This is a genomic window from Pseudomonas putida, from assembly GCF_028682395.1.
Classification (GTDB): Bacteria; Pseudomonadota; Gammaproteobacteria; order Pseudomonadales; family Pseudomonadaceae; genus Aquipseudomonas; species Aquipseudomonas putida_AB.
In genome coordinates, this window is the sequence record NZ_JANHLC010000001.1 from 389,368 (window position 1) to 405,836 (window position 16,469).

Below are 16,469 nucleotides of genomic sequence, written 5' to 3' on the forward strand. Positions count from 1 at the left end.
TTGCGGCGTGCGGACGATCTCGTTATAAGTCTCGGCACTTTCAGTGACAAGCTGCGTTATGCCGACCATGAGCCAGACCGAATCGCTCGACCCCGTTCCCGTGTTCCAGTTGAAGGGCAGCATGCTCGCCATCACCGTGCTGGAACTGGCACACAACAATCCCGAAGGCCTGGATCGTCAACTGGCCGCCAAGGTCGCCCAGGCGCCCAATTTCTTCAGCAATACCCCGCTGGTGCTGGCGCTGGACAAGCTACCGGCCGGCGAAGGCGCGGTCGATCTGCCCGCGCTGATGCGTATCTGCCGCCAACATGGCCTGCGCACCCTGGCGATCCGTGCCAATCGCATCGAAGACATCGCCGCCGCCATCGCCATCGACCTGCCCGTGCTGCCACCGTCCGGCGCTCGCGAGCGGCCGGTCGACCCGCTGCAGGAAGGCGAGGTCAAGAAAAAACCGGAAAAACCGCCAGAGCCGACCATCAAGCCGACCAAAATCATTACCTCGCCGGTACGCGGTGGCCAGCAGATCTATGCCCAGGGTGGCGATCTGGTGGTCATCTCTTCGGTCAGCCCCGGCGCGGAACTTCTGGCCGATGGCAACATCCATGTTTACGGCCCCATGCGCGGGCGCGCGCTGGCCGGGGTCAAGGGCGATACCAAGGCACGGATTTTCTGCCAGCAATTGAGCGCCGAACTGGTGTCGATTGCCGGTCAGTACAAGGTTTCCGAAGATTTACGCCGTGACCCGTTGTGGGGGGCTGCTGTTCAAGTCAGCCTGTCGGGCGATGTGTTGAACATCACCCGCCTTTAACGGATACTGCCGCATTTTCAAAGCATCTCTGAAACACCGTGAAAACAGCTTGAACGCAGTCGGGCAATGTCGGGTCGCACTGTTCACCATAAACAGGACGCTCGCCAAGGCCCAGCGAAAGCTGTCCGAGCTCAGTCGTTTTCAGGGAATGTTCTTCAGGGGCTTTAACGTCCTTTTTTCCTTAGGGGTGAAACACCTTGGCCAAGATTCTCGTGGTTACATCCGGCAAGGGTGGTGTGGGTAAGACCACCACCAGCGCCGCTATCGGTACCGGCCTCGCTCTGCGCGGCCACAAAACAGTCATCGTCGACTTCGACGTCGGCCTGCGTAACCTCGACCTGATCATGGGCTGCGAACGCCGCGTGGTGTATGACTTCGTGAACGTGGTCAACGGCGAAGCGACCCTGGGCCAGGCCCTGATCAAGGACAAGCGCCTCGAGAACCTGTACGTGCTGGCCGCCAGCCAGACCCGTGACAAGGACGCGCTGACCAAGGAAGGCGTCGAAAAAGTACTGATGGAACTCAAGGAAACCTTCGAGTTCGTCGTCTGCGACTCTCCTGCGGGCATCGAGACCGGCGCCCACCTGGCCATGTACTTCGCCGATGAAGCGATCGTCGTGACCAACCCGGAAGTCTCCTCGGTTCGTGACTCCGACCGTATGCTGGGCCTGCTGGCCAGCAAATCGCGGCGCGCCGAAAAAGGTGAAGACCCGATCAAGGAACACCTGCTGCTGACCCGCTACAACCCGGAGCGTGTGAGCCGAGGCGAAATGCTCGGCGTCGAAGACGTCAAGGACATCCTGGCAGTCACCCTGCTGGGCGTAATCCCCGAATCCCAGGCGGTGCTCAAGGCATCCAACCAGGGCGTGCCGGTCATCCTCGACGACCAGAGCGACGCCGGCCAGGCGTACAGCGACGCCGTTGACCGCCTGCTGGGCAAAACCGTGGAACATCGCTTCCTCGATATGCAGAAGAAGGGATTCTTCGAGCGCCTGTTTGGAGGCAACTGACCCATGAACATTTTTGACTTCTTTCGTGCAAGCAAAAAGGAAACGACTGCCTCGGTCGCGAAAGAGCGTCTACAGATCATCGTGGCGCATGAGCGCGGCCAGCGCAGCAAACCGGATTACCTGCCTGCCCTGCAGAAGGAACTGGTGGAAGTGATCCGCAAGTACGTCAATATCGAGACCGATCAAGTTCAGGTTGCACTGGAAAACCAGGGCAGCTGCTCGATTCTGGAACTCAATATCACCCTGCCCGATCGCTGATTCGATTCGGTAGACGCCACGGCGGCCAGTAGGAGCAAGTGTGTTCGCGATGGTGGAGTGTCAATCACTCTTCCCCGCGTACACACCCGCCCCTACTGGCCGCCGTTGGCATTTGTTACGAGGCTGTTTGATGCCGCTGTCCAATATCCACATCATCCACCAGGACGCCGGCGTTCTGGTGGTCAACAAACCGACCCTGCTGCTTTCCGTGCCGGGCCGGGCCGATGACAACAAGGATTGCCTGATCACCCGCCTGCAGGAAAACGGCTACCCGGAAGCCCGCATTGTGCATCGCCTGGATTGGGAAACCTCGGGGATCATCCTGCTCGCCCGGGATGCCGATACTCATCGCGAGCTATCGCGCCAGTTTCATGACCGCGAAACGGAAAAAGCCTATACAGCGCTCTGCTGGGGCCAGCCGGAACTGGACAGCGGCAGCATCGACCTGCCATTGCGCTACGACCCGCCCACCAAGCCACGCCACGTGGTCGACCATGAGTTCGGCAAACATGCGCTGACCTTCTGGCGCGTCCTGGAACGCCAGCAGGACTGGTGCCGCGTAGAACTGACGCCCATTACCGGGCGCTCCCACCAGTTGCGCGTCCATATGCTGTCCATCGGTCATCCGCTACTGGGTGATGGGCTGTATGCCCACCCCCAGGCGCTGGCGGCCTGGCCACGGCTCTGCCTGCATGCCAGCATGCTCAGCTTTACCCACCCACAAAGCGGCGAGCGCTTGCGTTTCGAGTGCCCGGCACCTTTTTGAGTCCTCCATCGCACCGCTCCTGCCTACCTTCGCGATAGGCACGAGCCGGCTCGCGATCAACGGTTCAGCACGGTAAACTCCCGCGACTGCTGTCTGGAGCTCCTTATGCGCGAAGCATTGAATCAAGGCCTGATCGACTTCCTCAAGGCCTCACCGACCCCTTTCCACGCCACTTGCAGCCTGGTCCAGCGTCTGGAAGCGGCCGGTTACCAGCGCCTCGATGAGCGCGAAACCTGGACCACCGAAGCCGGTGGCCGCTATTTCGTCACCCGCAACGACTCCTCCATCATTGCGTTCAAGCTCGGCCGCCACTCCGCCCTGCACGGCGGTATCCGCCTGGTCGGCGCCCATACCGACAGCCCCTGCCTACGGGTCAAGCCGCAGCCGGAACTGCAGCGCCAGGGTTTCTGGCAACTGGGCGTCGAGGTCTACGGCGGCGCACTCCTGGCCCCCTGGTTCGACCGCGACCTGTCGTTGGCCGGGCGCGTGACCTTTCGCCGCGATGGCAAGGTCGAAAGCCAGTTGATTGACTTCAAGCTGCCGATTGCGGTGATCCCAAACCTCGCCATCCACCTCAACCGCGAAGCCAACCAGGGCTGGGCGATCAATCCCCAGACCGAGCTGCCACCGATTCTGGCGCAGTTCGCCGGCGACGAACGCGTCGACTTCCGTGCCGTGCTCACCGAGCAACTGGCCCGTGAGCATGGCCTCAATGCCGACGTGGTACTGGATTACGAGTTGAGCTTCTACGACACCCAGGACGCGGCGGTCATTGGTCTCAATGGCGACTTTATCGCGGGCGCGCGCCTGGACAACTTGCTGTCCTGCTACGCCGGGTTGCAGGCGCTGCTGACAGCCGATACCGAAGAAACCTGCGTACTGGTCTGCACCGACCATGAAGAGGTCGGCTCCTGCTCGGCCTGCGGCGCCGACGGCCCGATGCTCGAGCAGACCCTGCGCCGCCTGCTGCCCGAGGGCGATGAGTTCGTACGCACTATCCAGAAATCCCTGTTGGTCTCGGCCGACAACGCCCATGGCGTGCATCCCAACTACGCCGACAAGCACGACGCCAACCACGGTCCGAAACTCAATGCCGGCCCGGTGATCAAGGTCAACAGCAACCAGCGCTACGCTACCAACAGCGAAACCGCCGGGTTCTTCCGCCACCTGTGCATGGCCGAAGAGGTGCCTGTGCAGAGTTTTGTGGTCCGCAGCGACATGGGCTGTGGCTCGACCATCGGCCCGATCACCGCCAGCCACCTGGGCGTGCGCACCGTCGATATCGGCCTGCCGACATTCGCCATGCACTCGATCCGCGAACTGGCCGGCAGCCATGACCTGGCGCACCTGGTCAAAGTGCTGAGCGCGTTCTACGCCAGCCGTGAGCTGCCGTAGGCAGCCAGCGGCTTCTGATGCATATCAATCCAGGCGGCGCCAAAGCCGCCTAGACTTCACTTATCCCCTTCAACAAGGCTTGCGTCATGATCGAGATGTCTGCATTCCACTCCATGCTTATCCCCATCCTTAGCGGCATGATCCTGCTGGCGCTCGGCTTCAATTTTCGCGACCGCAATATCGGCGTATTCAGTATGTGGGCCGGCATGCTGCTGATCCTCGGCACCATGGTTTACAAGATCCTCGCCAAGCTCGCCGAGTAATTGCACTCGCATTGGTTATAGCGGCCTCGTACACTCGGTCGACCCTTCTTTTCATGAGGTAGGCCGCCCGGTGCTTGCTCGTCTTTTCGCTTTGCCCTTTTGCCTGCTGATCTGCCTGCTGACGCTGCTCCCCATGGCGCCCGCCCAGGCGGTTGGCCTGCCGAGCCTGCTCGGTTCCTCGAACCAGGCCCAGCCGCAAGCCACCGAGCCTTTGGGCCAGTCGCTGGACGAAGTGATCAAGACCCTGGAAAACGACCAGCAGCGCAGCAAGCTGCTCGCCGACCTGAAGAAACTGCGCGACAGCACCAAGAAAGCTCAACCGGTGACCGAAGAAGGGGTGCTCGGCCTGATCGGCAGCACCCTCTCGAACTTCGAAAAACAGTTTACCGGCGACGACAGCCCCCTCAGCCGCTGGTCCCAGGAAGTCGAGCATGCCCGCGACGAACTGGATGCCCTGATGCTGCCGGCCAGCGAATGGCTGCCGATCATCTTCGCCTTTGCCCTGATCCTGCTGCTCTGGAGCCTGCTGGCCTACGCCATGATCTGGCTCAGCCATCGCGTGCGCCTGCGCTTCGGACTGACCGAGGATCTGCCGCAACACCCCACGACCATGGACCTGCTGCGCTTTGCCCTGCGCAAGCTCGGCCCCTGGATGGTCGCGCTGCTGATTACCGTCTACATGACCTACGCCCTGCCTTCCTCGCTGGGCAAGGACCTGGCCATGGTCCTGGCCTATGCACTGGTCATCGGCACCTGCTTCTCGGCCATCTGCGTCATCGCCTTTTCCGTGCTCGATGGCCCGCACCGCCATCGCGCACTGTATATCCTGCGGCACCAGGCATTCCGCCCGTTATGGCTGATCGGCAGCTTCGCCGCCTTCGGCGAGGCGCTCAGCGATCCCCGCCTGGTGAGCAGCCTCGGCCAGCACCTGGCCCATACGGCCGCGACCCTGGCCAATGTGCTCGCGGCCCTGTCCACCGGGCTGTTTATCCTGCGTTTCCGCCGGCCCATCGCCCACCTGATTCGTAACCAGCCGCTGTCCCGGCGCCTGACCCGCCGCGCCCTGAGCGACACCATCGATATCCTCGGGACCTTCTGGTACATCCCGGCGCTGATCCTGGTGGCGATCTCGCTGTTTGCCACTTTCATTTCCGCCGGGGACACCAGCACCGCCCTGCGCCAGTCCTTGCTGTGCACAGTGCTGGTGGTGCTCTGCATGGTGATCAACGGCCTGGTCCGGCGCCACGCGCTCAGGCCGCAACGCGGGCACAAACGCCACGCCCTCTACTCCGAACGCCTCAAGAGTTTCTTCTACACACTGGTCCACCTGCTGGTGTGGCTGATCTTCATCGAACTGGGCCTGCGGGTCTGGGGCATGTCGCTGATCCGTTTCACCGAAGGCGACGGCCATGATGTCAGCGTCAAGCTGCTCAGCCTCGCGGGCACGCTGATCTTTGCCTGGCTGATCTGGATTCTCAGCGATACCGCCGTGCACCTGGCCCTCACCCGCTCACGCAAGGGCCTGGCCAATACCCGTGCACAGACCATGATGCCGCTGATCCGCAACGTGTTGTTCGTGGCGATTTTCATCATTGCGCTGATCGTCGCCCTGGCCAACATGGGCATGAACGTCACGCCGCTGTTGGCCGGTGCGGGGGTCATCGGTCTGGCCATCGGCTTTGGCGCCCAGTCGCTGGTGGCCGACCTGATTACCGGCCTGTTCATCATTATCGAGGACTCCCTGGCCATCGACGATTATGTCGATGTCGGCGGCCACCTCGGCACCGTCGAAGGCCTGACCATCCGGACCGTGCGCCTGCGCGATATCGACGGGATCGTGCACACCATCCCGTTCAGCGAGATCAAAAGCATCAAGAACTACTCCCGGGAGTTCGGCTACGCGATCTTCCGAGTCGCGATCCCCTTCAATATGGAGATCGATGAAGCGATCAAGCTGATGCGCGATGTCGGCCAGAAGATGCGCAATGATCCCCTGCAACGGCGCAATATCTGGTCGCCCCTGGAGATCCAGGGCGTCGAGAGTTTCGAGTCCGGCAGCGCGATCCTGCGGGCCCGCTTCAAGACTGCACCGATCAAGCAATGGGAAGTTTCCCGAGCCTTCAACCTGCTGCTCAAGCGCACCATGGACGAAGCCGGCCTGGACCTGGCCACCCCACGCCTCAGCGTGCAGGTGGTGACGCCCGGCGGCGGAGCGCTAGGCGGCGCGACAAAAGAGTAAGGCGCGCTAGAGCACATCGACCCCGACATGAATCGCGTCGTGTCGCCAAAACTCCAGATCACAATCGATCAGCCGTTGATGCTGATCGTAATTGACCCGGGTAATGTTCAATCCCGGGCTGCCCGGCGACACCCTCAAGGCCGCGGCCGCCTCGGCCTGTAGCGACGAAGGCACGATCTCGAAACGCACACGGCCGTAATGCAGGTCGAAATGCCGGGCATAGAGCTCGGTCATGGACTGGTTCAGGTCGAAGTCGAGAATCCCGGGAAAGTAGCGTGGATTGAGGTAATGCTCGACATAGAGCACCAGGCGCTTATCGATCCGCCGTGCGCGACGGATCTGGATCACGCTGGACAGCGCCGGCAACTGTAACCAGGCGCACACCGCTGCCGAGGCCGGTTGCAACCGCGCTGACAGGACCTCGGTCGAAGGCACCCGGCCCTGGGCGCTGACCATGGCGTGGAAGTGGCTGCGCTGCATCAGGTTGTAGGCCAGGCGCGGCGGCGACACAAACCAGCCACGGCGCTCCTCCCGATAGATCAACCCTCTGGCTTCGAGCTGAAGCAATGCCTCGCGCACCGTGATTCGGGTCGTGCTGAACAATTCGCTGAGCTTGCGCTCGGCCGGCAATTTGCTGCCCGGTGCGAGCAAGCCGTGCTCGACCTGCTCTTGCAGCGCCAGGCTGATGGCTGTCACCGCCTTGGGTATCTCTTCGCGCATCCCTGTTACCTATTTGGACTAGACCAGCACCGAATCAGGGCAGAACCGAGCGCTTCGCTCATCCCGAATATCGCTCAAAGCCTAGGCAAGACTCATGACTGATAGATGACAAAAACGCTGAGCGGCCTTTAGAAATCCCCCCTTCAGGCGCGATAAACCGCTCAAATTCAGCGATTTGACGATGGTCTACGCTTATCTCGCCGGTACCAGCGTTGCCCCTTGCGAGGGCTGGCGCAGCGGCGACCGACATCAAAGTGTCATCCAGTCCACCTAGATTGGCTCAGGTATTGCTGACCTAGACCAACCCAGCCCAAGACCTCGATCACCCCAACGACGCGACCACACCGGCGCGTTGAGCACGCCCCAAGGAGCTTCGGATGAAAAAGCTTTTCCTGGCCTCACTGTTAGGTTCGAGCATCGCCCTGTGCAGCGCCGCCATGGCCGCCAACACCGATTTGAAAACCCTGGAGGCCGCCGCCCGGGCCGAAGGCGCCGTCAATAGCGTGGGCATGCCCGACGACTGGGCCAACTGGCGCGGCACCTGGGAAGACCTGAGCAAGCTCTATGGCCTCAAACATATCGATACCGACATGAGCTCGGCCCAAGAAGTGGCCAAGTTCGCCGCAGAGAAGGACAACGCCAGCGCCGATATCGGCGACGTCGGGGCGGCCTTCGGACCGATCGCGGTAAAACAGGGTGTGGTGCAGCCGTACAAGCCCACGACCTGGGAGCAGGTCCCGGACTGGGCCAAGGACAAGGATGGCAACTGGGCACTGGCCTATACCGGCACCATCGCCTTTATCGTCAACAAAAAGCTGTTGCACGGCTCCGAAGCGCCGACCCGCTGGGCCGACCTCAAGTCCGGCAAGTACAAGGTCTCCATTGGCGACGTCAGTACCGCCGCCCAGGCGGCCAACGGTGTACTGGCCGCAGCGCTGGCCAATGGTGGCGATGAAAAGAACATTCAGCCCGCACTGTTGATGTTCGCCGAAATCGCCAAGCAGGGGCGCCTATCCCTGGCCAACCCGACCATTGCAACCATGGAGAAGGGTGAAATCGAAGTGGGCGTGGTCTGGGACTTCAACGGCCTGAGCTATCGCGCCAAGATGGCCAACCCCGACGACTACATCGTCCTGATTCCCTCCGATGGCTCGGTGATCTCGGGCTACACCACCATCATCAACAAGTACGCCAAGCATCCAAACGCCGCCAAGCTGGCCCGCGAGTACATCTTCAGCGACGCCGGGCAAACCAACCTGGCCCGTGGCAACGCCCGCCCGATCCGCGCCGAGCACCTGCAATTGCCAGCCGATGTGCAGGCCAAGCTGCTGCCCAACGAGCAGTACAAGAAGGTTACGCCGATCAAGGATGCCGATGCCTGGGAGAAGACCTCCAAGGCCCTGCCGCAGAAGTGGCAGGAAGAAGTCATCATCAATATGCAATAAGCCGCCGCGCCTGCCCGTTCGCAACGGTAAATCCGGCGCGGGCGGACGGGCGCACCGCTCACATCGCTCACAAGAGACCGGGCCATGTCGCACAACGTCATTCTGGTGGTACTCGACGGCCTGAACCATCAGGTCGCCCGGCATGCCATGGGTCATCTGCAGGCCTATGTCGGAGCCGGACGCGCCGCGCTGTACGCGCTGGAATGCGAGTTGCCAGCACTCTCGCGGCCACTCTATGAATGCATTCTGACGGGCGTTGCGCCCATCGAAAGCGGCATCGTGCATAACCAGATCTCGCGCCTGTCGAGCCAACGCAGCATTTTCCATTACGCCAGGGACGCGGGCCTGAGCACCGCCGCCGCGGCCTATCACTGGGTCAGCGAGTTGTATAACCGCTCACCCTTTGTCGCCGCCCGCGACCGGCACAGTTGCACCCCGGACCTGCCGATCCAGCAGGGGCATTTCTACTGGAACGACCACTACCCCGATTCCCACCTCTTCGCCGACGCCGAAAGCCTGCGCCTGGCCCACGCGCCAAACTTCCTGCTGGTGCACCCAATGAACATCGACGACGCCGGCCACAAGCACGGCCTCGACAGCCCGCAGTACCGCAATAGCGCACGCTCGGCCGATATCGTCCTGGCCGACTATCTGCAGGGCTGGCTCGATGCCGGCTACCAGGTGCTGGTCACGGCCGACCATGGCATGAACAACGACCGCTCGCACAATGGCCTGCTGGCCGAGGAGCGCGAAGTGCCATTGTTTGTGCTGGGCTCGGCCTTCAGCCTCGATACCGATGCCAGCCCGTTGCAGACACAGCTGTGCGGCACGATCTGCGAGCTGCTGGGCGTGCCCCACGACAAACCCGTCTGCCAGGAGTTGCTCAAGTGAAGTCGCTCACGCGTGGCAAAGGCCTGGCGCTGCTCTGCCTGGCGCCCTTTGCACTGTTTTTTATCCTGTTCCAGATCGCCCCGCTGGCCTGGGTACTGGTCAACAGCCTGCAATCGGAAGAAAGCGGCTGGGGCCTGGCCAACTTCAACCGGATCTTTGCGTCCAAGTTCTACCTGCAAGCCATCCAGTACAGCCTGGAGATCAGCTTCTGGTCCAGCCTGTTTGGCATCGTGATCGCGGTACTCGGCAGTTACTCGCTGAACAAGGTCGATTCGCGCCTGCGCAATTTCGTCAACGCGTTCGCCAACATGACCAGCAACTTCTCCGGCGTTCCGCTGGCCTTCGCCTTTATCATCCTGCTCGGCTTCAACGGCACCATTACGCTGATGCTCAAGCAGGCCGGGATTATCGAGGATTTCAACCTCTATTCGAAAACCGGCCTGATCATTCTCTACACCTATTTCCAGATTCCCCTTGGCGTCCTGCTGCTCTATCCGGCCTTCGACACCCTGCGCGAAGACTGGCGTGAGTCCGCCGCGCTGCTCGGTGCCAATGCATGGCAATTCTGGCGGCATATCGGCATACCGGTGCTGACCCCGGCCCTGCTCGGCACCTTCGTGATCCTGCTGGCCAATGCGCTGGGCGCCTATGCCACGGTGTATGCACTGACCACCGGCAACTTCAACGTGCTGCCCATCCGTATCGCCGCCATGGTCTCGGGCGATATCAGCCTCGACCCGAACATGGCCAGCGCCCTGGCGGTGATCCTGGTGGGCCTGATGACCCTGGTGACGCTGGTTCATCAATGGCTGCTTAAGAGGAGCTACCATGTCTCGCGCTGATGCGACGCCCCACCTGTATCACCGGGTGATGGTCTGGCTGCTGTTTCTGATCCTGCTGCTGCCGCTGATCGGCACCCTGGTGTATTCGATCTCCAGCAGTTGGTCGGCGACCATTCTACCCAGCGGCTTCACCTTCAAGTGGTACCTGCAATTGTGGAGCGATCCACGCTTTCTCAATGCGTTCATCCAGTCGCTGGTGGTCTGTGTCGGTGCGCTGGCATTGTCAGTGGTGCTGATCCTGCCCTTGCTGTTCGTGGTGCACTACCACTTCCCCAAACTCGATGCGCTGATGAATATCCTGATCCTGCTGCCCTTTGCCGTGCCGCCGGTGGTGTCCTCGGTGGGCCTGCTGCAACTTTACGGCTCGGGGCCGCTGGCGATGGTCGGCACCCCCTGGATCCTGATCGGCTGCTACTTCACCGTCGCCCTGCCCTTCATGTACCGGGCGATTACCAACAATTTGCAGGCCATCAACCTGCGCGACCTGATGGACGCCGCCCAACTGCTCGGGGCCAGCACCTGGCAAGCGGCGTTCCTGGTGGTCCTGCCCAATCTGCGCAAAGGGCTGATGGTTGCGCTGCTGCTGTCGTTCTCCTTTCTGTTCGGCGAGTTCGTGTTCGCCAATATCCTGGTCGGCACCCGCTATGAAACCCTGCAGGTGTACCTGAACAACATGCGCAACAGCAGCGGCCACTTCACCAGTGCCGTGGTGATTTCCTACTTCCTCTTTGTACTGGTGCTCACCTGGGTGGCCACTCACTTGAACAAGGACAAAAGCCAATGAGCTTCGTCAACGTCCAGAACCTGAAAAAGGCCTATGCCGGTACGCCGGTGTTCAGCGACATCGAGTTTGTGATCGCCAAGGGCGAATTCGTCACCCTGCTCGGCCCCTCCGGCTGCGGCAAGTCCACCCTGCTGCGCTGCATCGCCGGCCTGACCCCCGTGGACGGCGGCCAGATTCTGCTCGACGGCCAGGACCTGGTGCCGCTCAGCCCGCAGAAGCGGCGCATTGGCATGGTGTTCCAGAGCTATGCGTTGTTTCCGAACATGACGGTCGAGCAGAACGTCGCCTTTGGCCTGCGCATGCAAAAGGTCAATGCCGACGACAGCCAGCGCCGCGTCGCAGAGGTGCTGCAACTGGTGGAGCTCAAGGACTTTGCCAGCCGTTACCCGCACCAGCTCTCCGGCGGCCAGTGCCAACGTGTGGCCCTGGCCCGCTCCCTGGTGACCCGTCCACGCCTGCTACTGCTCGACGAACCCCTGTCGGCCCTCGATGCGCGAATCCGCAAGCACCTGCGCGAACAGATCCGCCAGATCCAGCGCGAGCTGGAACTGACCACCATTTTCGTGACCCATGACCAGGAAGAAGCCCTGACCATGAGCGACCGTATCTTTCTGATGAACCGGGGCAAGATTGTCCAGAGCGGCGACGCCGAGTCGCTCTATACCGCGCCGGTTGATGCCTTTGCCGCCGGTTTTATCGGCAACTACAACCTGCTCGATGCCGACAGCGCCAGCCGCCTGCTGCAGCGGCCGATCAGCAGCCGCCTGGCCATTCGCCCGGAAGCCATCGAACTGAGCCTGCAGGGCGAACTCGAAGCCCAGGTACGCAGCCACAGCCTGTTGGGCAACGTTATCCGCTACCGGGTCGAGGCGCGGGGCGTGGAGCTGATTGTCGATGTCTTGAACCGTTCGGCTGCCGACCTGTACGCCAATGGTCAGCGCCTGTCCCTGTCCATCGATCCCGGCGCCCTTTGTGAGGTAGCCTGATGCCCTTGCCGAACCTGAAGAGAGAACTGCACTGATGCCCCTGGCTATTTTTGACCTGGACGACACCCTGATCCACGGCGACTGCGCCACGCTGTGGAGCGAGCAGATGGGACGGCTGGGCTGGGTCGACCCCGAACCCTTCATGCGTCGCAACCACGAGCTGATGGCGGCCTACTCCAGGGGCGAGCTGGCGATGGAAGACTTCATGGCATTCAGCCTGGAACCGATCGCCGGGCGTACCCCCGAAGAGATCGCTCATCTGGTCGAACCCTGGGTCGAAGACATTATCGAGCCGCTGATCTACAGCGATGCCTGCAAGGCCATCGCGGCCCATCGCGCGGCAGGCGACCGGATCCTGGTGATCTCTGCCTCAGGCACCCACCTGGTCACGCCGATTGCGGCACGCGTGGGCATCGATGAAGTGCTGGGGATCAACCTGGAGGTGCGCAACGGCGTCTATACCGGCAACACGGTCGGCACCCTGACCTATCGCGAAGGCAAGATCAGCCGCCTGCTGGAATGGCTGGATCGCGAAGAGGAAAACCTGGAAGGCGCAAGCTTCTACTCCGACTCGCGCAACGACCTGCCACTGCTGCACAAGGTCAACCACCCCCATGCGGTCAACCCGGACCCGGTCCTGCGCGCCGAGGCCGAGCGTGCCGGCTGGCCGATCCATACCTGGAAATAAACCCTCGCGCCGGCAGACGACCCGTCGTCAATCGGCGCGAGCGTACTCGCGAGACATTACGGTCAACGCGCAATCACACCAGGGTGGCATCGATCACCAGCACCAGCTTGCCCGAGACCTGATTCCCCGCCAGCTCGGCGAAGGCCGCCTCGGCATCCTTGATCGCAAAGGTCTTGGCCAGTTGCGGGCTCAGGCGCTGCTCGGCGAACAGTGGCCAGACCTGTTGACCCAGGTCGCTGAGCAGGTCGGCCTTGAACTGATCGTCACGGTTGCGCAGGGTCGAACCCACCACCTGCACACGCTTGGCCAGCATCTGCGCCAGATCGATCTGCGCTTCGCGCCCGCCCATCAAGCCAATCAGCACCCAGCGGCCATCGCGCGCCAGCAGCTTGAGGTTCAGCGCTGCGTAATTGCCACCCACCGGATCGAGAATCACATCAAACGGGCCGAAGTCGCGCAGCGCCTCCAGGTCATCGCCGCGCACCACGCCGCCCTGGGCACCCAGCGCCTCGCAGTACGCCAGCCGATCAGCCGAACCGACGCTGACCCAGCAAGGGCTACCAAACGCCTTGCACAACTGAATCCCCGCCGAGCCCACGCCACTGGCGCCGGCGTGCAACAGCACCTTCTCGCCCGGCCGCAATCCCGCCAGTTGGAACAGGTTCAACCACGCCGTACTGTATACCTCGGGCAGCGCCGCGGCCTCGACCAGCGACAGGCCTTCCGGCACCGGCAAGACATGCCGGCCGTCGACCACCACCTCCTCGGCCATACCGCCGCCGGCCAACAGGGCGCACACCCGGTCGCCGACTTGCCAACTGGCGCCCGCCCCCACTTCAGTGATGACCCCGGCGCATTCCAGGCCCAGCACCTGGCTGGCCCCGGGTGGGGGCGGATAGAGCCCGGCGCGCTGCAACAGATCGGCGCGATTCAGGCCCGCGGCCGCCACCTTGATCCGAACCTGGCCGACATCACACGCCGGGCTCGCCTCTTCCAGCCAGGCCACTTGACCGTCAACGCCTTGCAATGCTTTCACAGTGCCTCCATAGTGAGTCTGGACTGAGCCCGGTGCTGAAGCATTCGGGCTTTTTGCATTATGCGACCGGCCCCAACGGAGCCGGCGAATTCAAAGACGGCCTAATATGCGTTATCAATTGCCCCCGCGTCGAATCAGCATGAAGCATTTATTTTCCAGCTCCGCACTTGCACTATTCATTGGCCTCGGCGTCCTGCCGATGTCCGCCAATACATTCGCAGCCAATAGCTGGGACAATCTGCAGCCTGATCGTGATGAGGTGATTGCCAGCCTTAACGTCGTTGAACTGCTCAAGCGTCATCACTACAGCAAGCCACCGCTGGACGATGCACGCTCCGTCATCATCTATGACAGCTACCTGAAACTGCTCGACCCGTCGCGCAGCTATTTCCTGGCCAGCGACATTGCCGAATTCGACAAGTGGAAAACCCAGTTCGACGACTTCCTCAAGAGCGGCGACCTGAATCCGGGCTTCACGATCTACAAGCGCTATCTGAACCGGGTCAAATCCCGCCTCGACTTCGCCCTCGCGGAACTCGACAAGGGCGTCGACAAGATGGATTTCACCGTCAAGGAATCCCTGCAGATCGACCGCAAGGATGCGCCGTGGCTGAGCAGCACCGCCGAACTCGATGACCTGTGGCGCAAACGCGTCAAGGACGAAGTCCTGCGCCTGAAGATCGCTGGCAAGGAGCCCAAGGCCATCCAGGAATTGCTGACCAAGCGCTACAAGAACCAGCTCAACCGCCTGGACCAGACCCGCGCTGAAGATATTTTCCAGACGTATATCAACACCTTTGCGATGTCCTACGATCCGCACACCAACTACCTGTCGCCCGACAGCGCGGAAAACTTCGACATCAACATGAGCCTGTCCCTCGAAGGCATCGGCGCCGTACTGCAGAGCGACAACGACCAGGTGAAAATCGTTCGCCTGGTGCCGTCGGGCCCTGCCGACAAGACCAAGCAGGTCGCACCAGCCGACAAGATCGTCGGCGTGGCCCAGGGCGACAAGGAAATGGTCGACGTGATCGGCTGGCGCCTGGATGAAGTGGTCAAGTTGATCCGCGGTCCCAAGGGCTCGGTGGTGCGCCTGGAAGTGATCCCGGCGAGCAATCCGCCAAACGACCAGACCAGCAAGATCGTTTCCATCACCCGCGAAGCGGTGAAGCTGGAAGACCAGGCGGCAAACAAGTCGATCCTCAAGCTCAAGCAGGATGGCAAGGACTACAAGCTCGGCGTCATCGAGATCCCGGCGTTCTACCTGGATTTCAAGGCGTTCCGTGCCGGCGACCCGAACTACAAGAGCACCACGCGTGACGTCAAGAAGCTGCTGACCGAACTGCAGAAGGAAAAAGTCGACGGCGTGGTCATCGACCTGCGCAACAACGGTGGCGGCTCGTTGCAGGAGGCCACCGAACTGACCAGCCTGTTTATCGACCGGGGCCCGACCGTACTGGTGCGCAATGCCGACGGCCGTGTCGACGTGCTCGAAGACGAAAACCCGGGGGCCTTCTACAAAGGGCCACTGGTGCTGCTGGTCAACCGCCTCTCGGCCTCGGCCTCGGAGATTTTTGCCGGCGCCATGCAGGACTACCACCGTGCGTTGATCGTGGGTGGCCAGACTTTCGGCAAGGGCACTGTGCAGAACATCCAGCCGCTCAACCATGGCGAGCTGAAGATGACCATGGCCAAGTTCTACCGCGTATCCGGCCAAAGTACCCAGCACCAGGGCGTCCTGCCGGACATCGACTACCCCTCGCTGATCGATACCAAGGAAATTGGCGAGAGCGCCCTGCCCGAAGCGATGCCGTGGGACACCATTCGCCCAGCCATCAGACCGGCGCTGGACCCGTTCAAGCCGTACATCGCGCAGTTGAAGGCCGAACACGAAGCCCGTTCGGTCAAGGATGCCGAGTTCGTGTTTATTCGCCAGAAGCTGGCACTGGCGCAAAAATTGATGGCCGAAAAAACCGTCAGTCTTAATGAAGCCGAGCGTCGCGCCCAGCACGCCGCGATCGAAGCCCAGCAACTGGCACTGGAGAACGCCCGCCGCAAAGCCAAGGGTGAAGAACCGCTCAAGGAGCTTAAAAAGGAAGACGAAGACGCCTTGCCGGTCGAGCCCGAAAAGACCAAGCCGGAAGACGATGCCTACCTCAGCGAAACCGGGCGTATTCTGCTCGACTACCTGAAGCTCAACACGGCCGTGGCTAAACACTGACGGTAGTGGCTTTTTAATGCTACGGCCTTCGGGCCGTCATCAAACAGTCATCATACTGTCGTGAAATAAGGACCGAGCGCCGCAGGCACTCAGTCCTTTTTTTTCGACAGAGATCGC

General features: G+C 61.7%; 16 protein-coding genes. 14 read left to right on the top strand and 2 right to left on the bottom strand.

All coding sequences use genetic code 11. The features are described from left to right. The first annotated feature begins 67 nt into the window (after positions 1 to 67). From minC to NPS46_RS01845, 7 genes are all read left to right on the top strand, one after another. A complete protein-coding gene (gene minC, locus NPS46_RS01815; protein ID WP_274104679.1) occupies positions 68 to 808 on the top strand; it encodes a septum site-determining protein MinC in 741 nt (246 codons plus the stop codon). A gap of 197 nt (positions 809 to 1,005) precedes the next feature. Then, positions 1,006 to 1,818 carry a septum site-determining protein MinD gene (gene minD, locus NPS46_RS01820; protein ID WP_274104680.1) on the top strand — a complete coding sequence of 271 codons (813 nt, stop codon included), beginning with the start codon at positions 1,006 to 1,008 and terminating at the stop codon, positions 1,816 to 1,818. A gap of 3 nt (positions 1,819 to 1,821) precedes the next feature. Continuing rightward, the gene (gene minE / locus NPS46_RS01825) at positions 1,822 to 2,076 is read left to right on the top strand and encodes a cell division topological specificity factor MinE (protein WP_274104681.1); all 255 of its coding nucleotides are present in this window, start codon (positions 1,822 to 1,824) and stop codon (positions 2,074 to 2,076) included. Between the two features lie 130 nt (positions 2,077 to 2,206). Next, entirely contained in the window at positions 2,207 to 2,842 is a 636-nt protein-coding gene (locus NPS46_RS01830; protein ID WP_274104682.1) for an RluA family pseudouridine synthase, read from the top strand. 105 nt (positions 2,843 to 2,947) lie between these two features. Continuing rightward, positions 2,948 to 4,237: a M18 family aminopeptidase gene (locus NPS46_RS01835; RefSeq protein WP_274104683.1), complete on the top strand. Its 1,290-nt coding sequence runs from the start codon at positions 2,948 to 2,950 to the stop codon at positions 4,235 to 4,237. Between the two features lie 86 nt (positions 4,238 to 4,323). Continuing rightward, on the top strand, positions 4,324 to 4,500 hold the full coding sequence (locus tag NPS46_RS01840) for a hypothetical protein (protein ID WP_274104684.1): 177 nt from the start codon (positions 4,324 to 4,326) through the stop codon (positions 4,498 to 4,500). Positions 4,501 to 4,570: 70 nt separating this feature from the next. Beyond that, complete coding sequence (locus NPS46_RS01845; protein ID WP_274104685.1) at positions 4,571 to 6,739, top strand: mechanosensitive ion channel domain-containing protein; 2,169 nt, start codon at positions 4,571 to 4,573, stop codon at positions 6,737 to 6,739. A gap of 6 nt (positions 6,740 to 6,745) precedes the next feature. Here the strand turns inward: NPS46_RS01845 and NPS46_RS01850 are convergent, their stop codons facing one another. Then, the gene (locus NPS46_RS01850) at positions 6,746 to 7,459 is read right to left on the bottom strand and encodes a UTRA domain-containing protein (protein WP_274104686.1); all 714 of its coding nucleotides are present in this window, start codon (positions 7,457 to 7,459) and stop codon (positions 6,746 to 6,748) included. A 377-nt stretch (positions 7,460 to 7,836) separates the two neighbouring features. Between NPS46_RS01850 and NPS46_RS01855 the strand changes: the two genes are divergently transcribed. The 6 genes from NPS46_RS01855 (at position 7,837) to NPS46_RS01880 (ending at position 13,095) form a co-directional block, all read left to right on the top strand. After that, positions 7,837 to 8,904, top strand: a complete 1,068-nt coding sequence (locus tag NPS46_RS01855) for an ABC transporter substrate-binding protein (protein WP_274104687.1) — start codon at positions 7,837 to 7,839, stop codon at positions 8,902 to 8,904. A gap of 84 nt (positions 8,905 to 8,988) precedes the next feature. Further along, positions 8,989 to 9,795, top strand: a complete 807-nt coding sequence (locus NPS46_RS01860) for an alkaline phosphatase family protein (RefSeq protein ID WP_274104688.1) — start codon at positions 8,989 to 8,991, stop codon at positions 9,793 to 9,795. Then, the gene (locus NPS46_RS01865) at positions 9,792 to 10,637 is read left to right on the top strand and encodes an ABC transporter permease (protein ID WP_274104689.1); all 846 of its coding nucleotides are present in this window, start codon (positions 9,792 to 9,794) and stop codon (positions 10,635 to 10,637) included. The genes NPS46_RS01860 and NPS46_RS01865 overlap by 4 nt, the downstream gene beginning before the upstream one ends. Continuing rightward, positions 10,624 to 11,421, top strand: a complete 798-nt coding sequence (locus NPS46_RS01870; protein ID WP_274104690.1) for an ABC transporter permease — start codon at positions 10,624 to 10,626, stop codon at positions 11,419 to 11,421. Before NPS46_RS01865 ends, NPS46_RS01870 begins: the two co-directional genes overlap by 14 nt. Continuing rightward, entirely contained in the window at positions 11,418 to 12,407 is a 990-nt protein-coding gene (locus NPS46_RS01875) for an ABC transporter ATP-binding protein (protein ID WP_274104691.1), read from the top strand. The genes NPS46_RS01870 and NPS46_RS01875 overlap by 4 nt, the downstream gene beginning before the upstream one ends. Before the next feature lie 34 nt (positions 12,408 to 12,441). Then, positions 12,442 to 13,095, top strand: a complete 654-nt coding sequence (locus tag NPS46_RS01880; protein WP_274104692.1) for an HAD family hydrolase — start codon at positions 12,442 to 12,444, stop codon at positions 13,093 to 13,095. A gap of 73 nt (positions 13,096 to 13,168) precedes the next feature. On the opposite strand, the gene NPS46_RS01885 is transcribed toward NPS46_RS01880, so the two are convergent. Continuing rightward, positions 13,169 to 14,131, bottom strand: coding sequence for a zinc-binding dehydrogenase (locus NPS46_RS01885; protein ID WP_274104693.1), 963 nt, complete (start codon positions 14,129 to 14,131; stop codon positions 13,169 to 13,171). A gap of 139 nt (positions 14,132 to 14,270) precedes the next feature. Between NPS46_RS01885 and NPS46_RS01890 the strand changes: the two genes are divergently transcribed. Beyond that, the gene (locus NPS46_RS01890) at positions 14,271 to 16,352 is read left to right on the top strand and encodes a carboxy terminal-processing peptidase (RefSeq protein ID WP_425312672.1); all 2,082 of its coding nucleotides are present in this window, start codon (positions 14,271 to 14,273) and stop codon (positions 16,350 to 16,352) included. Positions 16,353 to 16,469 lie beyond the last annotated feature (117 nt).